Origin of the sequence: Pseudomonas sp. Leaf58 (assembly GCF_003627215.1) — a bacterium.
GTDB lineage: Bacteria > Pseudomonadota > Gammaproteobacteria > Pseudomonadales > Pseudomonadaceae > Aquipseudomonas.
In genome coordinates this window covers 2909250-2927078 of record NZ_CP032677.1, presented here as the reverse complement: position 1 = coordinate 2927078, position 17829 = coordinate 2909250, and the positions used below count along the sequence as shown (strand labels likewise).

The window sequence follows — 17829 nt, the reverse complement described above, 5'->3', positions numbered from 1 at the left end:
CATGATCCCAGGTGAAATCCAGGTCGCCGACGGCGACATCGAGCTGAACAGCGGCCGCGCGACGGTCAGCGTCACCGTGGCCAACCATGGCGACCGGCCGGTGCAAGTCGGTTCGCACTATCACTTTTACGAAGTCAACGAGGCGCTGGTGTTCGAGCGCGAGCCGACCCGGGGGTTTCGCCTGGACATCCCCGCTGGCACCGCTGTGCGCTTCGAGCCGGGCCAGGCGCGCACCGTGCAACTGGTGGCCTACGCTGGCAAGCGTGAGGTGTACGGCTTCCAGGGCAAGGTAATGGGCGCGCTGGAGGGCAGGGCATGAGCCGAATTTCCCGCCGGGCCTATGCCGACATGTTCGGCCCCACCGTGGGCGACCGCGTGCGCCTGGCCGACACTGCGCTGTGGGTAGCCGTGGAGAAGGACTTCACGGTATATGGCGAAGAGGTCAAGTTTGGCGGCGGCAAGGTTATCCGCGATGGCATGGGCCAGGGCCAGATGCTGGCCGCCGAAGCCATGGACTTGGTCCTGACCAATGCCCTGATCATCGACCACTGGGGCATCGTCAAGGCCGATATCGGCATCAAGCACGGGCGTATCGCCGTGATCGGCAAGGCCGGCAACCCCGACGTGCAGCCCGGCGTCAACGTGCCGGTGGGCCCCGGCACCGAAGTGATCGCGGCCGAAGGCAAGATCGTCACCGCCGGTGGCGTCGACTCGCATATCCATTTCATTTGCCCGCAGCAGGTGGAGGAGGCGCTGAACAGCGGCGTCACCACCTTCATTGGCGGCGGCACCGGGCCGGCCACCGGCACCAACGCCACCACCTGCACGCCCGGCCCTTGGTACCTGGCGCGCATGCTCCAGGCGGCCGACAGCCTGCCGATCAACATCGGCTTGCTGGGCAAGGGCAATGCTTCGCGCCCTGAAGCGCTGCGCGAGCAGGTCGCAGCCGGTGCCGTTGGCCTCAAGCTGCACGAAGACTGGGGTTCGACACCGGCGGCCATCGACTGCTGCTTGGGCGTGGCCGAAGAAATGGACATCCAGGTGGCGATTCACACCGACACCCTCAACGAGTCGGGCTGCATCGAAGACACCTTGGCGGCCATTGGCGACCGTACCATCCACACCTTCCATACCGAAGGGGCCGGTGGCGGCCATGCGCCCGACATCATTCGCGCGGCGGGGCAGGCCAACGTCTTGCCGTCCTCGACCAACCCCACCCTGCCATACACCGTCAACACTGTGGACGAGCACCTGGACATGCTCATGGTCTGCCACCACCTGGACCCAAGCATCGCCGAGGACGTGGCCTTCGCCGAATCGCGCATCCGCCGCGAAACCATCGCTGCCGAGGACATCCTCCACGACATGGGCGCCTTTGCCATGACCTCGTCCGATTCCCAGGCCATGGGCCGGGTCGGCGAGGTGGTGCTGCGGACCTGGCAGGTCGCCCACCAGATGAAGCTGCGCCGCGGGCCACTGGCGCCGGACACAGCCTACAGCGACAACTTCCGGGTCAAGCGCTACATCGCCAAGTACACCATCAACCCGGCGTTGACCCACGGCATCGGCCACGAGGTAGGTTCGGTGGAGGTGGGCAAGCTGGCCGACTTGGTGCTCTGGGCGCCGGCGTTCTTTGCGGTCAAGCCGGCCCTGGTGATCAAGGGCGGCATGATAGTCACCGCGCCCATGGGCGATATCAACGGCTCCATCCCCACGCCGCAACCGGTGCATTACCGGCCCATGTTCGGCGCCTTGGGCGCAGCGCGGCATACCACGCGCATGACCTTCCTGCCGCAAGCGGCGATAGACCGTGGCCTGGCCGCGGAGCTGAACCTGCGCAGCTTGATCGGGGTGGCCCACGGCTGCCGCCGAGTGCGCAAACCCGACATGGTGCACAACACCCTGCAGCCGCTGATCGAGGTGGATGCGCAGACCTACCAGGTGCGTGCCGATGGCGAGCTGCTGGTTTGCGAGCCGGCCCGCGAACTGCCGCTGGCCCAGCGTTATTTCCTGTTCTGAAGGAGCACCGATGATTGTCTTGACCCGCCGTATCACCGAGCCCGGCACCCGTGCCGAAACTGGCACCGTCACCTTGGATGTGGACAGCCGCATCAAGAGCCGCCTGCGGGTAACCCTCGACGATGGCCGCGAAGCTGGGCTGTTGCTCGAACGCGGCCACCTGCTGCGCGGCGGTGAACTGCTGGCCGATGCCGAGGGCAGCCAACTGATCCGCGTGCTGGCGGCGGCCGAAGCGGTGTCCACGGTGCACTGCACCGACCCGCACCTGCTGGCGCGCGCGGCCTATCACCTGGGTAACCGCCATGTGCCGCTGCAGATCGAGCCCGGCCTGTTGCGCTTCCAGCACGACCATGTGCTGGACGACATGCTGCGCGGCCTGGGCTTGACCGTACACGCCGAGCAGGCGCCGTTCGAGCCTGAGGCGGGTGCCTACCAGAGCGCGCCGCACAGCCATAGCCATGCCCACGGCCACGATCACCCGTTCGTGCGCCTGCCTGCCCATTCCTGAACTGCCTGGAGCAACCGATGAAAAAGACTTTCGCCCTGTTTCTGCTGATGCTGGCGCTGCCAGCCTTTGCCCACCCCGGGCATGACAGCAATCCGCTGCAAGATGGCCTGCTGCACCCGTTGACCGGCCTTGACCACCTGCTGATGCTGTTGGGCACCGGGGTGCTCGCCGCGCTGAGCAGGCGCAGCCTGACGCTGCCTCTGGCAACCCTGGCAGCGATGTTCGGTGGCGCGGTGTGTGGCCACCTGTTTGGCGATGTGCTGGGCATGGAAACGCTGATTGCCGTGTCGCTGCTGGTGGTTGCCGGGGCCGTGCTGCTGCCCAGCCGGCAACGGCTGTTGGCCATGGCCATGCCGGTGTTCGCCCTGTTCCATGGCTGGGCCCATGGTGTGGAGGCCACGCCAAGCGCGTTCTGGCAATTCAGCGCCGGGTTCGTCATGGTCAGCGGCCTGTTGCTGGCGGCTGGTTTCGCGGTGGGTTGCCTGTTGCGTCGGCACAGCCGCCTGCAGCAAGCCTTTGGTGGCGGCCTGCTGGCCGGCGCCGCAGTGGTACTGGCCGGCTGATGAACAGCGACCTGGCGTTACTGCGCCTGCTGCAGCTGGCCAGCCCCGGCTTGCCGGTGGGTGGCTTCACCTACTCGCAAGGCTTGGAATGGGCGGTCGAGGCGGGCTGGGTACGCGGCGTAGACGGTTTCGCTGCCTGGCAGCGCGAGCAGCTCGACGACACCCTGGCCGGCCTTGACTGGCCGGTGCTGGCGCGCCTGTATCGCGCCTGCCAAGCCGAAGACGTTGCAGCCTTCGAGCGGTGGAGCCGGTTTTTGCTGGCCAACCGCGAAACCGCCGAGCTGCGCCTGGAAGAGCTGCAGCGCGGCGCGGCGCTGGCGCGGCTACTCGATGGTTGGCAACTGGGCCAGGCACCGGCCTGGCGCGCCAACCTGGAACTCACCCAGTTGGGCGGCATGGCTTGGTTGGCTGCGCACTGGGCTATCCCGTTGCGCCAACTGGCTTTGGGCCATGGCTTTGCCTGGCTGGAGGGCGCGGTGATGGCCGGGGTCAAGCTGGTGCCGTTCGGCCAACAGGCTGCCCAGACCTTACTGCGCGACCTGAGTGCTGGTTTGCCCGCGGCCCTCGACCAGGCGCTGGCCTTGGACGACGACCAACTCGGCGGTGGCCTGCCAATGTTGGCGATTGCTTCATCACGTCACGAAACCCAATACACCCGTTTGTTCCGTTCTTGAGGACTGCCTGCATGCAAAGCTATCAACAACCCCTGCGCGTCGGTGTCGGCGGCCCAGTCGGCTCTGGCAAGACTGCACTGCTCGAAGCCCTGTGCAAGGCCATGCGCGATCACTACCAGATCGCCGTGGTTACCAACGACATTTACACCAAGGAAGACCAGCGCATCCTTACCGAAGCCGGCGCCCTGGAGCCGGAGCGCATTGTTGGCGTGGAAACTGGCGGCTGCCCACACACGGCGATTCGGGAAGACGCTTCGATGAACCTGGCGGCAGTCGAAGCGCTGGCGCGCAAGTTTGGCAACCTTGAGGTGATTTTCGTCGAGAGCGGCGGCGACAACCTGAGCGCCACCTTCAGCCCAGAGCTGGCGGACCTGACCATCTACGTGATCGATGTGGCCGAGGGCGAGAAAATCCCGCGCAAGGGCGGCCCGGGCATTACCAAATCGGACTTTTTGGTGATCAATAAAACTGACCTGGCGCCCTATGTGGGGGCCTCGCTGGAAGTGATGGCGAGCGATACCCAGCGCATGCGCCCGCAGCGGCCGTGGACCTTCAGCAACTTGAAGAAGGGCGAGGGGCTGCAGGCGGTGATCGACTTCATCGTCGAGCGCGGCATGTTGGGGGTACGCAACTGAAGGCTGGGGCTGCGTAGCAGCCCCAAGGCAACGAACTCAGGTGTGGCAGCAGTGAGGCTTGTCTGGCTGCTGGGCATAGCGGTCATGGTGCCGCACCCAGTCCATGGTTCCACTTTCGTTGCGCCCCAGTGGCGCAATGTCGAGGAAGTTGTAGGTGTTGACCAGGATATCCAACCCGCGGGCATAGGTTGAATAGGTGTGGTACACACTGCCATCCGGCTCACGGTAGAACGCACTCAACCCGGGCAACTCGCTTTCACTGCCGTCATATGGCTCATAGTTGTATTGCCGCTGGCCCTCACTGGCAACACTGACACCGAAGTCCTCGTTGAAGCCACTGCCGTTCGATGAGTACCAGGGGAACTGCCAGCCCATGCGCCGGCGGAAGGCCTGGAATTCGTCATACGGTGCCCGTGACACCGCCACCAACGACACGTCGTGGTGGGCCAGGTGCAGGTTGGCAGCGTCAAAGTGGTCGGCCAAAAACGAGCAACCGGGGCAACCTTCGCTCCAGCCCTCGGCGAACATGAAGTGGTAAACCAGCAGCTGGCTGCGCCCCGCGAACAGGTCGGCCATGCTCAGCTCGCCGTCTGCTCCGTGGAAGCGATAGTCGCGCTCGACCTTGACCCATGGAAGGGCGCGACGGGCTGCGGCCAGCGCGTCGCGGTGGTGGGTAAAGGCCTTTTCGTGCAGCCACAATTGCTGTCGGGCCGCCAGCCACTGGCTGCGGGAAACCACCGGGTGCCTGCTTTCGCTCGTGCTCATGGTGCTGTCTCCGTAAGTGGGATTCAGACACTAGTCGAGCAGCGCAGGGTTGAATCGACAGGCTCCGCAGGCTGGGCGATGAGCGGTGTGGTGCTTAACCCGAATGGGCGATAGGACCTTCGACCAGTTCATCCACCGGCTCATCTTCCCCCGGCAGCGCTGTGATGACGCTGAAGTCACTGACTTCCACCTGGCCACCGCCATAGCCCAGTAAATGGAAGGAAAACGCCTTGCGCTCGGTTGGGTTGTCGAAGCTGAACTCCATTTCCAGCGGCTCGTCAGCGGTCACTTTCACTTCCTCCGGCAAGCCCAAAGGCACATCTTGCTCCAACTGCTTGGCCTTGAGCTGGATATAGGCCGCGTGCTCAGGGTCCAGCGAGCGTACCTTGACCCGCACGCGGGTATGCGAGCCCCCCGGCATTTCCAGGTACTGGGCGCCAATCAGGTTGTCGGCCCAGTCATCGTCAATGCGCTTGCGCAGCTGTATCGGCGAAGGGCCGCCAAACTGGTAGCGCAGGTTGAGTGGCGTTTGCAGCAGGGACTGGTCGAGCACCCCGGCCAGTGCACCGATCTGCTGGCCGAGCAGGTTTTCACCGGGGCCAAGGTAGCGCGCCTGGTCGGCGATGAAACCCTCGCTGGCGTAACGCCGGCAACGCTGCTGGAAGTCGCATTCGGTGAACACGCCCTGGCCGTTGTGGTAACGCAACATGCCGTTGGTATAGGCGATCATTTCGCGACCGCTGTCGTAGTCGCGGTACAGCGAGCGGCCGCCGAGCGCCATTGGAATAGGCAGGGCAAAGTAGTCGAGCAGGGAGGTGGCCAGGTCGACATGGCCATAGGTGCCACGCTTGATGTGCGGCAGCTGCGCCTGCTCCGGGGCCAGGGTGAGGTTGAAGCCCCAGGACGAGGCCAGGCGCACACCATCGATGCCGTGGGACTCATCGGAGGTGACCACCACCAGGGTGTCCTTGAGCACGCCCTGGCGTTCGAGGTTGTCGAGGAACGCCCCGAGCGCGTCGTCCAGGTAGGCAACGGCCGCCTGTTTAGGCGTGTCGAAGCGCTCGAGGTATTCGGCTGGCGCCGAGTACGGCTGGTGGGTGCCCACGGTGAGCAGGGTCAGCATCCAGGGCTGGCCCTGCTTTTGCAACTGGCCGACGTAGTCCAGCGCACCTTCGAAGAAGGCCCGGTCGTCCTTGCCCCAGGGGAAATCCAGGTAGTTCTGGTTGCTGAACCACTCCAGGCCGTGCACCGCATCAAAGCCGATGTGCGGCATGATGCGGTCTTTGGCCATGAAACGCAGGCCGGCGCCTTGCAGGTAGTGGGTGGTGAAGCCGGCCTGGCGCAACTGTGCCGGCAGGCAGGCCTGGTTGCGTTCGTTCTGGGTCAGCAGCTCGACGCCCTTGGGCGTGCCGTTGGCCAACTTGTCGTAGTCACCACAGAGCATGGCGTACAGGCCACGGATGGTCTGGTGGGTGTGCAGCACGTAATCGGGGGTGTTCATGCCGCGCTCGGCCCACTGGCTGAGCTTGGGCATCAGGTTTTCGTCAAAGCGGCTGTGCAGGGCCTGGCGGTTGGCCTGCAGGTAGGCGCCGGGGATGCCTTCGACGGTGATGAGCAGCAAGTTGCGGGCATTGCCAGGCCCGGCCAGCAGGCGCTGGCCATGCAGGTCGGACTGGGTCAGGCCACTGCTGGGCAGCGGCGTGAAGGTTTGCGTCTGGCCCAACCAGCCTTCGACCTGGCGCTGCAAATTGCCTGCACTGGCGGACAACAGCTGGTGGGTGAGGTTGTATTGCCGCCATTGGTCGGCGTCCGACGGTGCCAGTTGCTGGCTGCCCCAATGGGTGCCAAACAGCAGCAGTGGAACGGCCCAGGCCTTGCGCGGTAGCGCTTGGCCGCGGTGAGCGCGGCTGCGCCAGGCAATGGCCAGCCAAGCCAGCAGGCCGTCCCCGAGGGCCCACGGCAGCCAGGCATGGGCCAGGCCGCCGCCGGTCGAATTCTCCATGAATTGCGGGTCCGCCAAGTACGCCAAGTCGGCGCTGGTGGGCAACCGGCCTACCGCGCTCACCAGTTCGGCTGAAGCCACCCACAGAGCTGCCCACGCCAGCAGCACGGGCAGGGCCAGCCACCAAGGCCGGCGGTGCAGCAGCAACACCAGCAGGCTGCCAAGGGCCAGGTCGGACAGGTAACCGAGCGGGTTTGACCAACCCAGCATGGCGCGCGTCCCCAGCGGGATCACCAGCACCAGGCTCGCCAAGGCGACCAACCGGACGCGAGAGTGGTCTGACAGGTTCTTCACAAAAACTTCCCTTTTGCCATTAAATCGTCATGCTTGTGTGCTTGATGATAACAGGCCAGGGCAGGGAACGCGGGCGGCTACAAGGCTGGTAACCAAAAGCCGGGCCCGCTCGCGCGGGCCCGGCCGATGGCAAGTATCAGAAGTAGTAGGGGAATTTCAGGCTGAAGGAAAAGTCCGGTGCATCGTCGGTCAGACCAATGGACAAGTTGGGCACGATGGTCAGGTTGTTGGTGGCCGCAAAGGTCATGCCGATGTTGAAGTTGGCCGCGTTGTAGTCGCTGTTGGTGATCGACTGCCACTCGCCGCCATCCGGCTTGATCTTGCTCTTGCGGGCGAACTGGTCAGACACCGAGAACGACATGCTCATCTTCTCGTTCAGAGCAAAGGCGATACCACCGCCGATCTGCCAGGAATCACCCAGCTTCACGTCACCCGGCACCTTGCTGTTGACTTGGGGGCTGATGTCGCTGAACGAGTCTTGCATGTTGTAGGTGTAGGAGAGGCTGCCGAATAGCACGGCTGGGTCGAAAGTCTTGACCAGCGAGAGGCCGGGTGTGATCGACCAGACGCCGTTGCCAGTCGGCAGGCTTTCTGGCACCGACAGGTTGTCGTTGCCATCGACCTGGCGCAGTTTGATGCCATAGGGGTCCTTGCCTGTCGGGGCCTTGACCCGCAAGGTGGCGACGGCGTCAGGCCAAGTCTCGTCCTCGTCGAGGAATTTATAGGCAACCCCGACGTTAACATCGCCGATTTCCGGGTCCCGGGTCACGCTTGCGTCCGAGGTGCTCGCGCCGGCGCCACCGGCGCCGCCGGAAGAGTAGGTCGATTCGCGGTACACGACAGGGACGTTGACGTCGAACTGCCAGCGCTGCGCCAGGTTGTAGCGGGCAGTCATGTCCAACGTCCAGTTATCCGCCTTGACCCGGTCAAGGTTGATACTGCCAAGGAAAATCGAGTCCAGCGCCAGGAAGCCGTTGAGCACCAGTGCGCGGGTATCGTAGTGGGTGTAAGTGACGCCGGTTTCGAAGCTGAACTTGCCGCCGCCGAAAAAGCCGCTGGCTTCGTCATACAGGTTGGAAACGCTTTGCGCCGGCTCCGAGTCGGCAGTGAGGGCCTGGCCGTAGGAGCTACCGCTGGTGCCCGGCGCGCCAGAGGCCACGGTCTGCGCTCCCTTGACCCCTTCGGCCGGGGATTTGACCAGGCGTTTGGGCTGTGGCGCTGCAGGGGCTTCCTCGACCTGGCGCACGCGCTGCTCCAGCACCATCAGTGCTTGCTGCTGGGCCTCGTAGCGGCGTTTCAGTTCGATCAGTTCCTGCTTGAGGGCCTCGACCTGAGGGTCGGCAGCGGCGTAGAGCATTGTGGCCGGGGCCAAAGTTGTCAAACACACAAAAGCTTTGAGCGTTAAAGATCGGTGCATGGGGTGGCCGTCCCTTCCGACTACTTTTGATGAGACTGAGCGTAGATCAGTATCCGAATGTGCGAAGACCTTTGAGCTGGTCAAGGCTGCCGTTCAGTGAAGCGGCTGTCGGCACGCTTTCACGCATGACCACGTTGAGAGAAGTGACGTTGTTGACCCGGTTGCCGTTGCCCAGCAGCGTGGTGTTCTGCATCAGGCCGCCCTGGGCCAGGCGTTGCACGCTGCTGCCCTGGTTGTTGCCGGCATTGATGTTGAACTGCACACCCACACCGCTGGCGGTCACGTTCAACGTGCCGGCGCCGTTTTCGCCCACCAGCGTCTGGCCGGCAGCCAGTGCCTGGCCCTGGGGCTGCACGGTAGGCGCCTGGTTGGCCTTGGTAACATTGATGTCGACGTTGTTGTAGGCGGTGTTGTTGTCGCCGGCGGCGCGCACCACCTGGGTGACGCCCTCGGCGGTGTTGAGCCCATTGCCACCCGTTACGGTCCCGGTGCCGGGCGCAGCGGCCGCCCTCGAGGCGCTGCCGCTACCTTTTTCGTCAATCATCGACACATAGAACTGCGGTTTGATGGTCGACTGCTGTATCTGCATCGTGCTGGTCGCGCCAATCACGTCGCCCTTGGCATTCTGCCAGGTGCTGGACATGACAATGCCGAAACTCACGATGCGCCCCGGCATGACGTAGCGGCCACGCAAGTTCGCCAGTTCCTGGTCCTTCAGTTCAATGGGTTTGAACGTTTCTGCGTGGGTTGGCAGGCTGGCTGCCAGGCAAGCCACTACCAGCCAGAGTGGATTCTTCATGGGGTGCTCCCGGAGCGTCGTGCTCCTTATCGTTAGCAGAGTCGTTAGAAGAAGTCGCTTTTGATGAAACCGAAGTCCAGCAATTCTGCGTCCTGGACGGGCGTAAAGTTGTTCACTCGGCCTTTGGCGGTTAGCGGCAGCGGCGGGTCAAGCAACACATTGTTCTTGTCATAGCCCTGGCCGATGACGGCGAAGATGATGCCGTTCCAACCTTTGAGGAAGTCCTCGACCTTGTAGCGCTTGTGGCCCAGCACCGGGTCGCCGACATACACCCAACCCTTGTCGACTTTCTGCAGGACCACGAAATGTTTGTAGCCGCGCACATCCATCAGCACCACCACCGGGATACGCACGTTGTGCAGGGTATCGGCCGCTACCCGGTAGCCGCGGGCTCGCATCCCCAAGCTTTCCACGTAGCGTTTCATGTCGAGCATCGAGAAGCCTTGGGTGCGTACCAAGTCCTGGTCGGCGTGAGCCAGCATGCCTTCGATGATGTGTTGTTCGTCGACATCCAGCCAGTAGGCCTGGCGCAAGATGGTGGCCAGTGCGGCGGCGCCGCAGCTGAAGTCGGTTTTCTGTTGCACCAAATCGGCGAACTTGCGCTCGCGTACGCTCTGCAGGGGTTTGAACACCACACCGCCGCCCGGCAGGACTGACAGCGGCATTTGTGCAGCTTCGCTCACGCTGGCCAGGCACAGCAAAAACGCCAAGGCGATAATGCGCATGATCGGTTGCCTTCCGGTTCGGTTGAAGAAAGGCCCCCCGAAGGGGGCCTCGAGCACAGCGGTCAGAACGAGGTGTTGGAGATGGCCAGCGAGTTGCTCTGCTGGTTGCCCACACCGGCCGCCACGTTCACGCCCAGGTTGCCGCTGCCACCGTTCACCGAACCGCTAAGGGTTGCAGTGTTGGTAACAGGGTTGGCCCAGCCGGTCGGGGTCAGCACTTGGAAGGACACGGTATTGCTCAAGTCGTAGGCGCTGCTTTCGCTGTAGCTCTTCGCCACGTCGTTCGAAGATTGCGACGATTGCTCGCCAGACTTTTCATACGCCGATTCCGAAGCATTGGCATAGGACGACTCGTGAGCTTTTTCATACGACGAGTCGCGAGACTTCGTGTAGGCCGAGTCGCGAGTCTTGTCGTACGACGAGTCGCGGGTACGGTCATAGGAAGACTCATGCGACTTGTCGAACGACGAGTCGAATGCTTTCTCGAACGATGCGTCGTACGAACTGTCCCGAGTCCGGTCAACGTCCACATTCAGCGAGGCGTTGAGCGAGGCATCGAAGCTGTCGGTGCGAGTGCGTTCGCGACGGCCGTCATCGGTGGTCACGGTACGGCTAGCATCGGCGGCGGCTGCCAGGGTGGCATTCAGGCTGGAGCTGCTGGACGAACTGGCGTTGCCGGCAACCGAGCCGCTGGCATTCCAGCTGTTGGAGCCGCTAGCACTGGCGCTGTTCGAGCCGCTGGCGCTCGAGCTGTTCGAGCCGCTGGCGCTGGAGCTGTTGGAGCCGCTGGCGTTCATGCTGCTCGAACCGCTCGAGTTCCAGGCACTGGAACCGCTGTTGCTGGCGCTTTGTGCACCCGCCACGCTGAAGCTCGAGGACGAGCTGCGGTCATCGGACGAGTTGAACGCACCCTCACGCGAGCTCGAACCACTTTTGGTGGTGGTGAAGGTCAGCGTATCTACCCGGTAGGTGCGGTCGGCGCCGTTGTTCACGGTCAGGCCTGGGCCGTTCTGATCGGCACGGGCGGTGGCCGTGGCGTTACCCAGCGGGGCACCGGTGTTGGCGATGGCCATGGTGTTTTTCTGCTGGTTCAGGTCGCCGCCAGCGATGTTGACGCCGACATTGCCCTCTGCGCCATCGGCCGAGCCACTCATGACCGCCGAAGACTGAGTAGACCAGTTGTCGACGCGGTTGCGGTTGCTGAACTGGCGAACGTCAGCGGTGGCTTCGGCGCTGCCGAACACGAAGCTGTTGTCCAGGCTCGACTCGGACGATGCGTTGGCAATGGCCGCGGCATTGTCCTGCTGGTTGCCGTTACCGGCCGCCACGTTGACACCCACGTTGCCGCTGGCGCCGGTGGCCGAGCTGCTCATCTCGGCTTCGTTGAGGGTGCCTTGGTTGGTGATGTGGTTATTGGTGCTGCTTTGGCTGTCTATGGCTCTGGCAGTGGCATTCACCGGGATCCGGGTTGGAGGCGGCGTGTGGTGGCCGTTGTTGTGACCGTTGTGGTGCCCGCCACGCCGGTCGTTTTGATCAGCTTGTACAGCAACAGCCATGACCGCAGCAATTGCGAAAACCAGAGGCTTGATTGCCATCGAGGGTTTCATGGTGATTCTCCGTACTCTATTTAGGTTAAGTGTCGTTCTTAACTGCCTGGGTCAATCCGCGACCCGGATGCTCAAGGTGTTGGCCATTCGGTTTCCCACCCCGGCACTCTGGTTCAACTGGATTACCCCACGGCTACCGGTGAAGGCCTGGTCACTGGTAGTGACTTGGCGGTTGCCGGTTGGGGTGTCAGGTGGACCGGAGTTGTTGAGCAGCGCCACGTTCTGTTGCATGAGGACGCTGTCGTCGATGCTTTGCGGCTGAGCGCCAATGCTGATGCTCAGAGCGTTGGCTTGCTGGGTATTGGCACCGGCGCTCTGGTTGACGCCCAAGGCGCCGCTGCCGTTGCTGAAGGCATTGCCTTGGATACTCGAACGAGCGTCCATGGCAGGGTCGGCGGGGGTATTCAGCCGTTGCCGTATTTGGGTGCTGGCATTGGCTTCAGGCCCGACGGCAATGGCCCGCGCGTTCACCTGTTGCTGTAGGTCGCCCGCGGCTTGGTTGACCGAGAGGTTGCCTTGATAGTGGCTGCCGGAGTTGTCGATGTCGGCGTTGTTGATCACCGGCACCAGGGATTGGGCGAAGGCTGAGGCACTGCACAGCGTGGCCAGGATCAGCAGCGTGTGCTTCATCTCACTTGCCTCCGCCGGTCAGAATCTGCAGCGGGGCGAGCCCACGCTGCACGCTCGAGTTGACCATGTTGGAGATGCCATTGCCTGACCCTGTGCCGCGTCCACCGGAAAGGTTGGGCAATTGCGTCTGGTTGAGGTTGCCGCCCAGGTTGTTGGTCTGCTGGGTGATCAGGTTGCTGATGCCGGCGCCACTGCTGATGTTGGCGAAGTCGCCATCGCTGAGCTCGTTGGTTTGTTTGAGCACGTGGGCAGACGGATTGGCATTGACGGTGGTGGGGTTCGGGTCGGGAATCAGCGGCGGTACTGTCGCGTTGCGCGTCTGTACGTCGCGGGTGATGATAATGATCCCTTTGTCGGCCTGCGCCGTCAGGCTCAACGAACCCAGTACACAGCCCACCAGCAACAGGTGATGCAGGCTTTTGTCAGTTTTCCTCACGACGGCAATTCCTTCTTTGTGCGCTGGCCCTGTTCAGCGATGTGAACGAGAGAGCAGAAGGTGTGCCGCTTTTGATAATGGTTTTTAGATCAATGGCTTAAGGCGCAAGGCTGACAAACTGCGGCGTATTCTGTCTCAGCCTTGAAACAGGTAGGAACGCAGGTTGGCGCCAAACGCAGCGGGGGCGTTGAGTGGAAAGGTTTTTGCAGGGGTGTTTCAGCGCTTTGACACTGGCCCCGGGTTGGGGGAAAGCCCCGCGTTTTCGGGGGTTCTGCCCCACCGGGATGTGTCAGCAGGTTAACAGTCGGAGGGCAGGGCTGGCGTATAGCTATCAAGGAGCGTAGACACTGTTTGCAGGGCCAGCAACTGGCGCTGTGGCCAATTGCCCTCAATTATTTTGTACGCCTGTTTATGCTGTTTTAGCCACAGCAGGCTGTCGTCGAAAAAGCGCTGGCGGTCGTCCAATTTGGGCTGGCTGCGCTGGCCATCGGCAACCCAATCCACGCCTTGTGGGCTAAGCAACAGGTGCAGGTGGTAATGCCGCGCCAGCAACGCCTGTTCCAACCAGGCCGGGCAATCATTGAACAGGGCCTGGCTCCAGAGCATATTGCTGAGCAGGTGGGTGTCGAGGATTAGCAGCGGCGGCGCCTGCTCGCGGGCGTGGTCTTCCCAGGCCAGTTGGCCGCGGGCGATGGTGGGCACATCGGCGTAGCAGGTGTCGCGGCCTTCCTGATCGATGAAGTGGCGCACGTACTCGGCCACGACCACGCCGCCGAAATGCGCCTGGATCACCCCGCTGAGCCAGCTTTTGCCGCTGGATTCCGGCCCGCACAGTACCAGCACTTTCATGGCCTGTTGCGCACTCATGGCCGCACCAACGCCGGGTCACGGCGCCACTCCAGCCAGCCGCGCACGGCAATCAGGGTAAGCACAGCAAAGAAGCCTGCGGTGAAGTACAACTGCTGGTGCAGGTATTGGCCGACGTAGACGATGTCCACCACCACCCACAGCGGCCAGCACTGCAGGCGCTTCTGCGCCATCCACAGTTGCGCCACCAGGCTGAAGCCGGTCAGGGTGGCGTCCAGCCAGGGCAGGGCGGCATCGGTCCAGTTGGCCATGGCCGTGCCCAAGGCCGCACTCAGTAGCGCCCCGGCGGCCAGGCCGGTGAACAATGCCGGGCGCTGCAGGCGCGACACCTGGCGGGCGTCTGCTGCATGGCCGGGGCGTTTCCATTGCCACCAGCCGTATACCTGCAAGATGGCGTAGGCCAGTTGCAGCAGCATGCCTGAATACAGCTTTACCTCGTAGAACAGCCAGCCATAGATCAGCACCATGACCAAGCCGATCGGCCAGCACCAGGCGTTCTGCTTGACCGTTAGCCAGACAGCGGTGACGCCGAGGACGGCGGCGATGAGTTCAAGGCCGGACATCGGCGATCCTTGGAGACTACAGGGGGAGGGGCGCGATTGTAGCGGGTCGCTCGAAGAAGGAGTAGGGCGCAAGAGGTGAGAAGCACATGCCATCCTGTGGGAGCGGGCGAGCCCGCTCCCACAGGCGGCTGGCTTTACACCCGGAACTGGCGCAGCAACTGTTCCAGCTCTTCGCTCAACTGCCCCAACGCCACCCCGGCATCACTGGACTGGCGCGCCGCATTGGCGGTCTGCTGGGACAACCCGGCGGTATCCAGTACATTGCGGTTGATTTCCTCGACCACATGCGCCTGCTGCAAGGTAGCGCTGGCAATGGAGGCATTCAATGCGGTGAGGTTGTGCAGCGCTTGGTTGATCGCATCCAGGCTGGCACCCGCTTCGCGGGCTTGTTCGACGGTTTGGCGCGAGGCCTCGCTGCTGGTGTCGATGGCCCTGACCGCTGCATCCGACTGGCTTTGCAGGTGCTCGATCATGGTGTGGATCTCGGCCGTCGACTGCGCCGTGCGCTGGGCCAGCAGGCGCACCTCGTCGGCGACCACGGCAAAGCCGCGGCCTTGCTCGCCGGCCCGTGCCGCCTCGATGGCCGCGTTCAGCGCCAGCAGGTTGGTCTGCTCGGCGATGGAGCGGATTACGTCGAGCACGCCACCGATGCGCGTGCTGTGCCCGGCTAGGTCACGGATCACCTGCACCGCCTGGTCGATGGTCAGCGACAGCCGGTCGATTTGCGCCAGGCTGCCGTGAATGGCCTCCTGGCCGTGTGCCACTTGCTGTTGCGCGGTGCGCATTTCCCCGGCGGCCTGCTCGGCGGTCTTGGCCACGTCCTGCACGGCGTACGTCACTTCGTTGACCGCCGTGGCCACCTGGTCCATTTGTAGCGATTGCTGGGCACTGTGCTGTTGCGCGGCGCCGGCGTTATCGCCCACATGCCCGGCGGACTGGGCCAGGGCGTGCGCCGCCCCTTGCAACTGGCCGACCACGCCTTGCAGCTTGCCGTTGAAACGGTTGAAGTGCGCGCCCAGGTGGCTGATCTCATCACGGCCATGGGTGTCCAGGCGCCGGGTCAGGTCGCTTTCGCCACTGGCGATGTTGCCCATGGCTTGCACGGCCTCCTGCAACGGGCGGGCGATGCTACGGGCAATCAGCAGGACCACCAGCGCCATCAACACGGCAATGCCCACGCCCAGCAGCGAGGCGTCGCGCAACTGGCGGGCGAATTCGGCTTGTACATCATCGACGTAAACGCCCGAGCCGATAATCCAGCCCCAAGGCTTGAACAGCTGGATATAAGAGGTCTTGGCCACCGGCTCGCTGGCACCGGGCTTGGGCCAACGGTAGTTGACTGGCCCTGCGTCTTGCTGACGGGCCAGGCCGACCATCTCGTTGAACACGGCAAACCCGTCGGGGTCGCGGATGGCCGACAGGTCCTGGCCGTCGAGCTTGGGGTTGGCCGGATGCATGATCATCTTCGGCCCCAGGTCGTTGATCCAGAAGTAATCGTCGTGGTCGTAGCGCAGCGCGCGCACCACTTGCAGGGCCTGTTGCTGGGCGGCCTCGCGGCTGAGTGTGCCGCTTGCCTCCAGGCCTTGGTAATAGGCCAGCACACCGGCTGCGGTTTGCACCACGTGGCGGGTTTTTTCCGCTTTGGCCTGGTACAGGTCACCGTGGATCTGGCGCAGCATCAACAGGCCCAACACCACCTGCATCGCCACCGCCACCACCAGGATCAGCCACAGGCGACGGCTGATAGACATCGATCTCAGGGTTTGCATCCCATAGCTCCCGCATTGTTCTTTTTATTCAGGTGCATCCAAGCATGCTTTGCCCCAGGCCCACACCCGACTAATGGCTAAGTGCTATATACCCAATAGTCTGTAGCGCTTGGTATAAGGCGATTGCAAAGGCGCTCTGCTAGGATTTCGGCCGCGCAAGATGAAACCTTTAGGCGGCGTGAACTTTTCTACTGGCGTTGCGCCCAACTGTCGCTGTAAAACAGCCGGGCCGCGTGCGGCAACTTCAAGCAAATCAAGAACAAGGGGCCTGCAGCGAGCAGCGCTCCATCGGGGGAATGATGGATTTTTGGACTGCCTTCCAGGCAATCATCTTAGGCGTGGTCGAGGGGCTGACGGAGTTTCTACCGATATCCAGTACCGGCCACCAGATCATCGTCGCCGACCTGATCGGGTTTGGTGGCGAACGGGCCATGGCTTTTAACATCATTATTCAGCTTGCGGCGATCCTGGCGGTGGTGTGGGAATTTCGTGGCAAGATCTTCGACGTGGTCTTCGGCCTGACCAGCCAGCCCAAGGCGCGGCGCTTCACCGGCAACCTGCTGTTGGCGTTCATGCCGGCCGTGGTGCTAGGTGTGCTGTTTGCTGACCTGATTCACCACTACCTGTTCAACCCGATCACCGTGGCGGCGGCCCTGGTGGTGGGCGGGGTGATCATGCTCTGGGCCGAGCGCCGCGAGCACCGCGTGGAGGTCGACCATGTGGACGACATGCGCTGGAGCCATGCGCTGAAAATCGGCTTCATCCAGTGCTTGGCCATGATCCCGGGCACATCGCGCTCAGGTTCGACCATTATCGGTGGTTTGCTGTTTGGCTTGTCGCGCAAGGCGGCGACTGAGTTCTCGTTCTTCCTGGCAATGCCGACCATGGTCGGTGCAGCGGTGTACTCGGGCTACAAGTACCGTGACCTGTTCCAGCCCAGCGACCTGCCGGTGTTTGCCATTGGCTTCGTGACCTCGTTCATCTTTGCCATGATTGCGGTGCGCGCACTGCTCAAGTTCATTGCCAACCACAGCTACGCGGCGTTTGCCTGGTATCGCATTGTCTTTGGCCTGCTGATTCTGGCGACTTGGCAGTTCGGCTGGGTTGACTGGGCGACGGCAAATGGCTGAGGCAGCACGCGGGCAGCGGATGGAGGGCGTGCGCAATGTGCGCCTGAAACTGCTGCTGTTGAGCCTGCTGTGCCTGCTGCCGGGCCTGGGGGCAGCGCGCATGGCCTGGGCCGACCAGGCCTGGTGGCCGCTGGCGTTGTACCCGGCAATGAGCCTGATCAGCCTGTTGCTGTATTGGCAGGATAAACGGCAAGCACGTACCCAGGCCTGGCGTACGCCCGAGAAAGTGCTGCATGCCAGTGAGCTGCTAGGCGGTTGGCCGGGGGCCCTGCTGGCGCAGCAGCTGTTTCGGCACAAAACCCGCAAGGTGTGGTACCAACTGGTGTTCTGGGGAATTGTGCTGATGCATCAGGTGTTCTGGGCCGACTGGCTGTTTCTCGACGGGCGTTATCTGCCTTTGGGTTGATTTTTGGCTGTGCCAGCCTC

At 63.1% G+C, this 17829-nt stretch carries 19 protein-coding genes; 8 read left to right on the top strand and 11 right to left on the bottom strand.

Annotated elements, in window-relative coordinates; translation table 11 throughout:
* The first annotated feature begins 1 nt into the window (after position 1).
* Genes DV532_RS13655 through ureG form a run of 6 tightly spaced genes read left to right on the top strand, consistent with a single transcriptional unit; the run spans position 2 to position 4399 of the window.
* Entirely contained in the window at positions 2 to 319 is a 318-nt protein-coding gene (locus tag DV532_RS13655; RefSeq protein WP_056803709.1) for an urease subunit beta, read from the top strand.
* A complete protein-coding gene (gene ureC, locus DV532_RS13650; RefSeq protein ID WP_056803712.1) occupies positions 316 to 2019 on the top strand; it encodes an urease subunit alpha in 1704 nt (567 codons plus the stop codon). Before DV532_RS13655 ends, ureC begins: the two co-directional genes overlap by 4 nt.
* A 10-nt stretch (positions 2020 to 2029) precedes the next feature.
* A complete protein-coding gene (gene ureE / locus DV532_RS13645) occupies positions 2030 to 2527 on the top strand; it encodes an urease accessory protein UreE (protein WP_056803715.1) in 498 nt (165 codons plus the stop codon).
* Positions 2528 to 2544: 17 nt separating this feature from the next.
* Entirely contained in the window at positions 2545 to 3090 is a 546-nt protein-coding gene (locus tag DV532_RS13640; protein WP_056803718.1) for a HupE/UreJ family protein, read from the top strand.
* Positions 3090 to 3764, top strand: a complete 675-nt coding sequence (locus DV532_RS13635; RefSeq protein WP_056803721.1) for an urease accessory protein UreF — start codon at positions 3090 to 3092, stop codon at positions 3762 to 3764. The genes DV532_RS13640 and DV532_RS13635 overlap by 1 nt, the downstream gene beginning before the upstream one ends.
* Positions 3765 to 3775: 11 nt before the next feature.
* Positions 3776 to 4399, top strand: coding sequence for an urease accessory protein UreG (ureG, locus tag DV532_RS13630; RefSeq protein WP_056803724.1), 624 nt, complete (start codon positions 3776 to 3778; stop codon positions 4397 to 4399).
* Between the two features lie 36 nt (positions 4400 to 4435).
* On the opposite strand, the gene DV532_RS13625 is transcribed toward ureG, so the two are convergent.
* The 11 genes from DV532_RS13625 to mcpP form a co-directional block, all read right to left on the bottom strand.
* The gene (locus DV532_RS13625) at positions 4436 to 5164 is read right to left on the bottom strand and encodes a thioredoxin family protein (RefSeq protein ID WP_056803727.1); all 729 of its coding nucleotides are present in this window, start codon (positions 5162 to 5164) and stop codon (positions 4436 to 4438) included.
* A 94-nt stretch (positions 5165 to 5258) separates the two neighbouring features.
* On the bottom strand, positions 5259 to 7460 hold the full coding sequence (locus DV532_RS13620; protein WP_056803730.1) for an LTA synthase family protein: 2202 nt from the start codon (positions 7458 to 7460) through the stop codon (positions 5259 to 5261).
* Positions 7461 to 7596: 136 nt separating this feature from the next.
* Entirely contained in the window at positions 7597 to 8877 is a 1281-nt protein-coding gene (locus DV532_RS13615) for a hypothetical protein (protein ID WP_056803733.1), read from the bottom strand.
* 46 nt (positions 8878 to 8923) lie between these two features.
* A complete protein-coding gene (locus DV532_RS13610; protein ID WP_056803737.1) occupies positions 8924 to 9676 on the bottom strand; it encodes a hypothetical protein in 753 nt (250 codons plus the stop codon).
* A 44-nt stretch (positions 9677 to 9720) separates the two neighbouring features.
* Positions 9721 to 10401, bottom strand: a complete 681-nt coding sequence (locus DV532_RS13605; protein ID WP_056803740.1) for a C39 family peptidase — start codon at positions 10399 to 10401, stop codon at positions 9721 to 9723.
* A 62-nt stretch (positions 10402 to 10463) separates the two neighbouring features.
* Positions 10464 to 12008: a hypothetical protein gene (locus tag DV532_RS13600; protein ID WP_056803744.1), complete on the bottom strand. Its 1545-nt coding sequence runs from the start codon at positions 12006 to 12008 to the stop codon at positions 10464 to 10466.
* Between the two features lie 51 nt (positions 12009 to 12059).
* Positions 12060 to 12638 carry a hypothetical protein gene (locus DV532_RS13595; protein WP_056803747.1) on the bottom strand — a complete coding sequence of 193 codons (579 nt, stop codon included), beginning with the start codon at positions 12636 to 12638 and terminating at the stop codon, positions 12060 to 12062.
* 1 nt (position 12639) lies between these two features.
* Entirely contained in the window at positions 12640 to 13074 is a 435-nt protein-coding gene (locus DV532_RS13590; RefSeq protein WP_056803749.1) for a hypothetical protein, read from the bottom strand.
* Between the two features lie 297 nt (positions 13075 to 13371).
* On the bottom strand, positions 13372 to 13941 hold the full coding sequence (locus DV532_RS13585) for an AAA family ATPase (protein WP_056803752.1): 570 nt from the start codon (positions 13939 to 13941) through the stop codon (positions 13372 to 13374).
* On the bottom strand, positions 13938 to 14504 hold the full coding sequence (pnuC, locus tag DV532_RS13580) for a nicotinamide riboside transporter PnuC (protein ID WP_056803754.1): 567 nt from the start codon (positions 14502 to 14504) through the stop codon (positions 13938 to 13940). Before pnuC ends, DV532_RS13585 begins: the two co-directional genes overlap by 4 nt.
* A gap of 134 nt (positions 14505 to 14638) precedes the next feature.
* Positions 14639 to 16273: a methyl-accepting chemotaxis protein McpP gene (gene mcpP, locus DV532_RS13575; RefSeq protein ID WP_056803757.1), complete on the bottom strand. Its 1635-nt coding sequence runs from the start codon at positions 16271 to 16273 to the stop codon at positions 14639 to 14641.
* 299 nt (positions 16274 to 16572) lie between these two features.
* Between mcpP and DV532_RS13570 the strand changes: the two genes are divergently transcribed.
* On the top strand, positions 16573 to 17403 hold the full coding sequence (locus DV532_RS13570; RefSeq protein ID WP_056805360.1) for an undecaprenyl-diphosphate phosphatase: 831 nt from the start codon (positions 16573 to 16575) through the stop codon (positions 17401 to 17403).
* Positions 17396 to 17809 carry a DUF1294 domain-containing protein gene (locus DV532_RS13565; protein WP_056803760.1) on the top strand — a complete coding sequence of 138 codons (414 nt, stop codon included), beginning with the start codon at positions 17396 to 17398 and terminating at the stop codon, positions 17807 to 17809. The genes DV532_RS13570 and DV532_RS13565 overlap by 8 nt, the downstream gene beginning before the upstream one ends.
* The last annotated feature ends 20 nt before the right edge of the window (positions 17810 to 17829 follow it).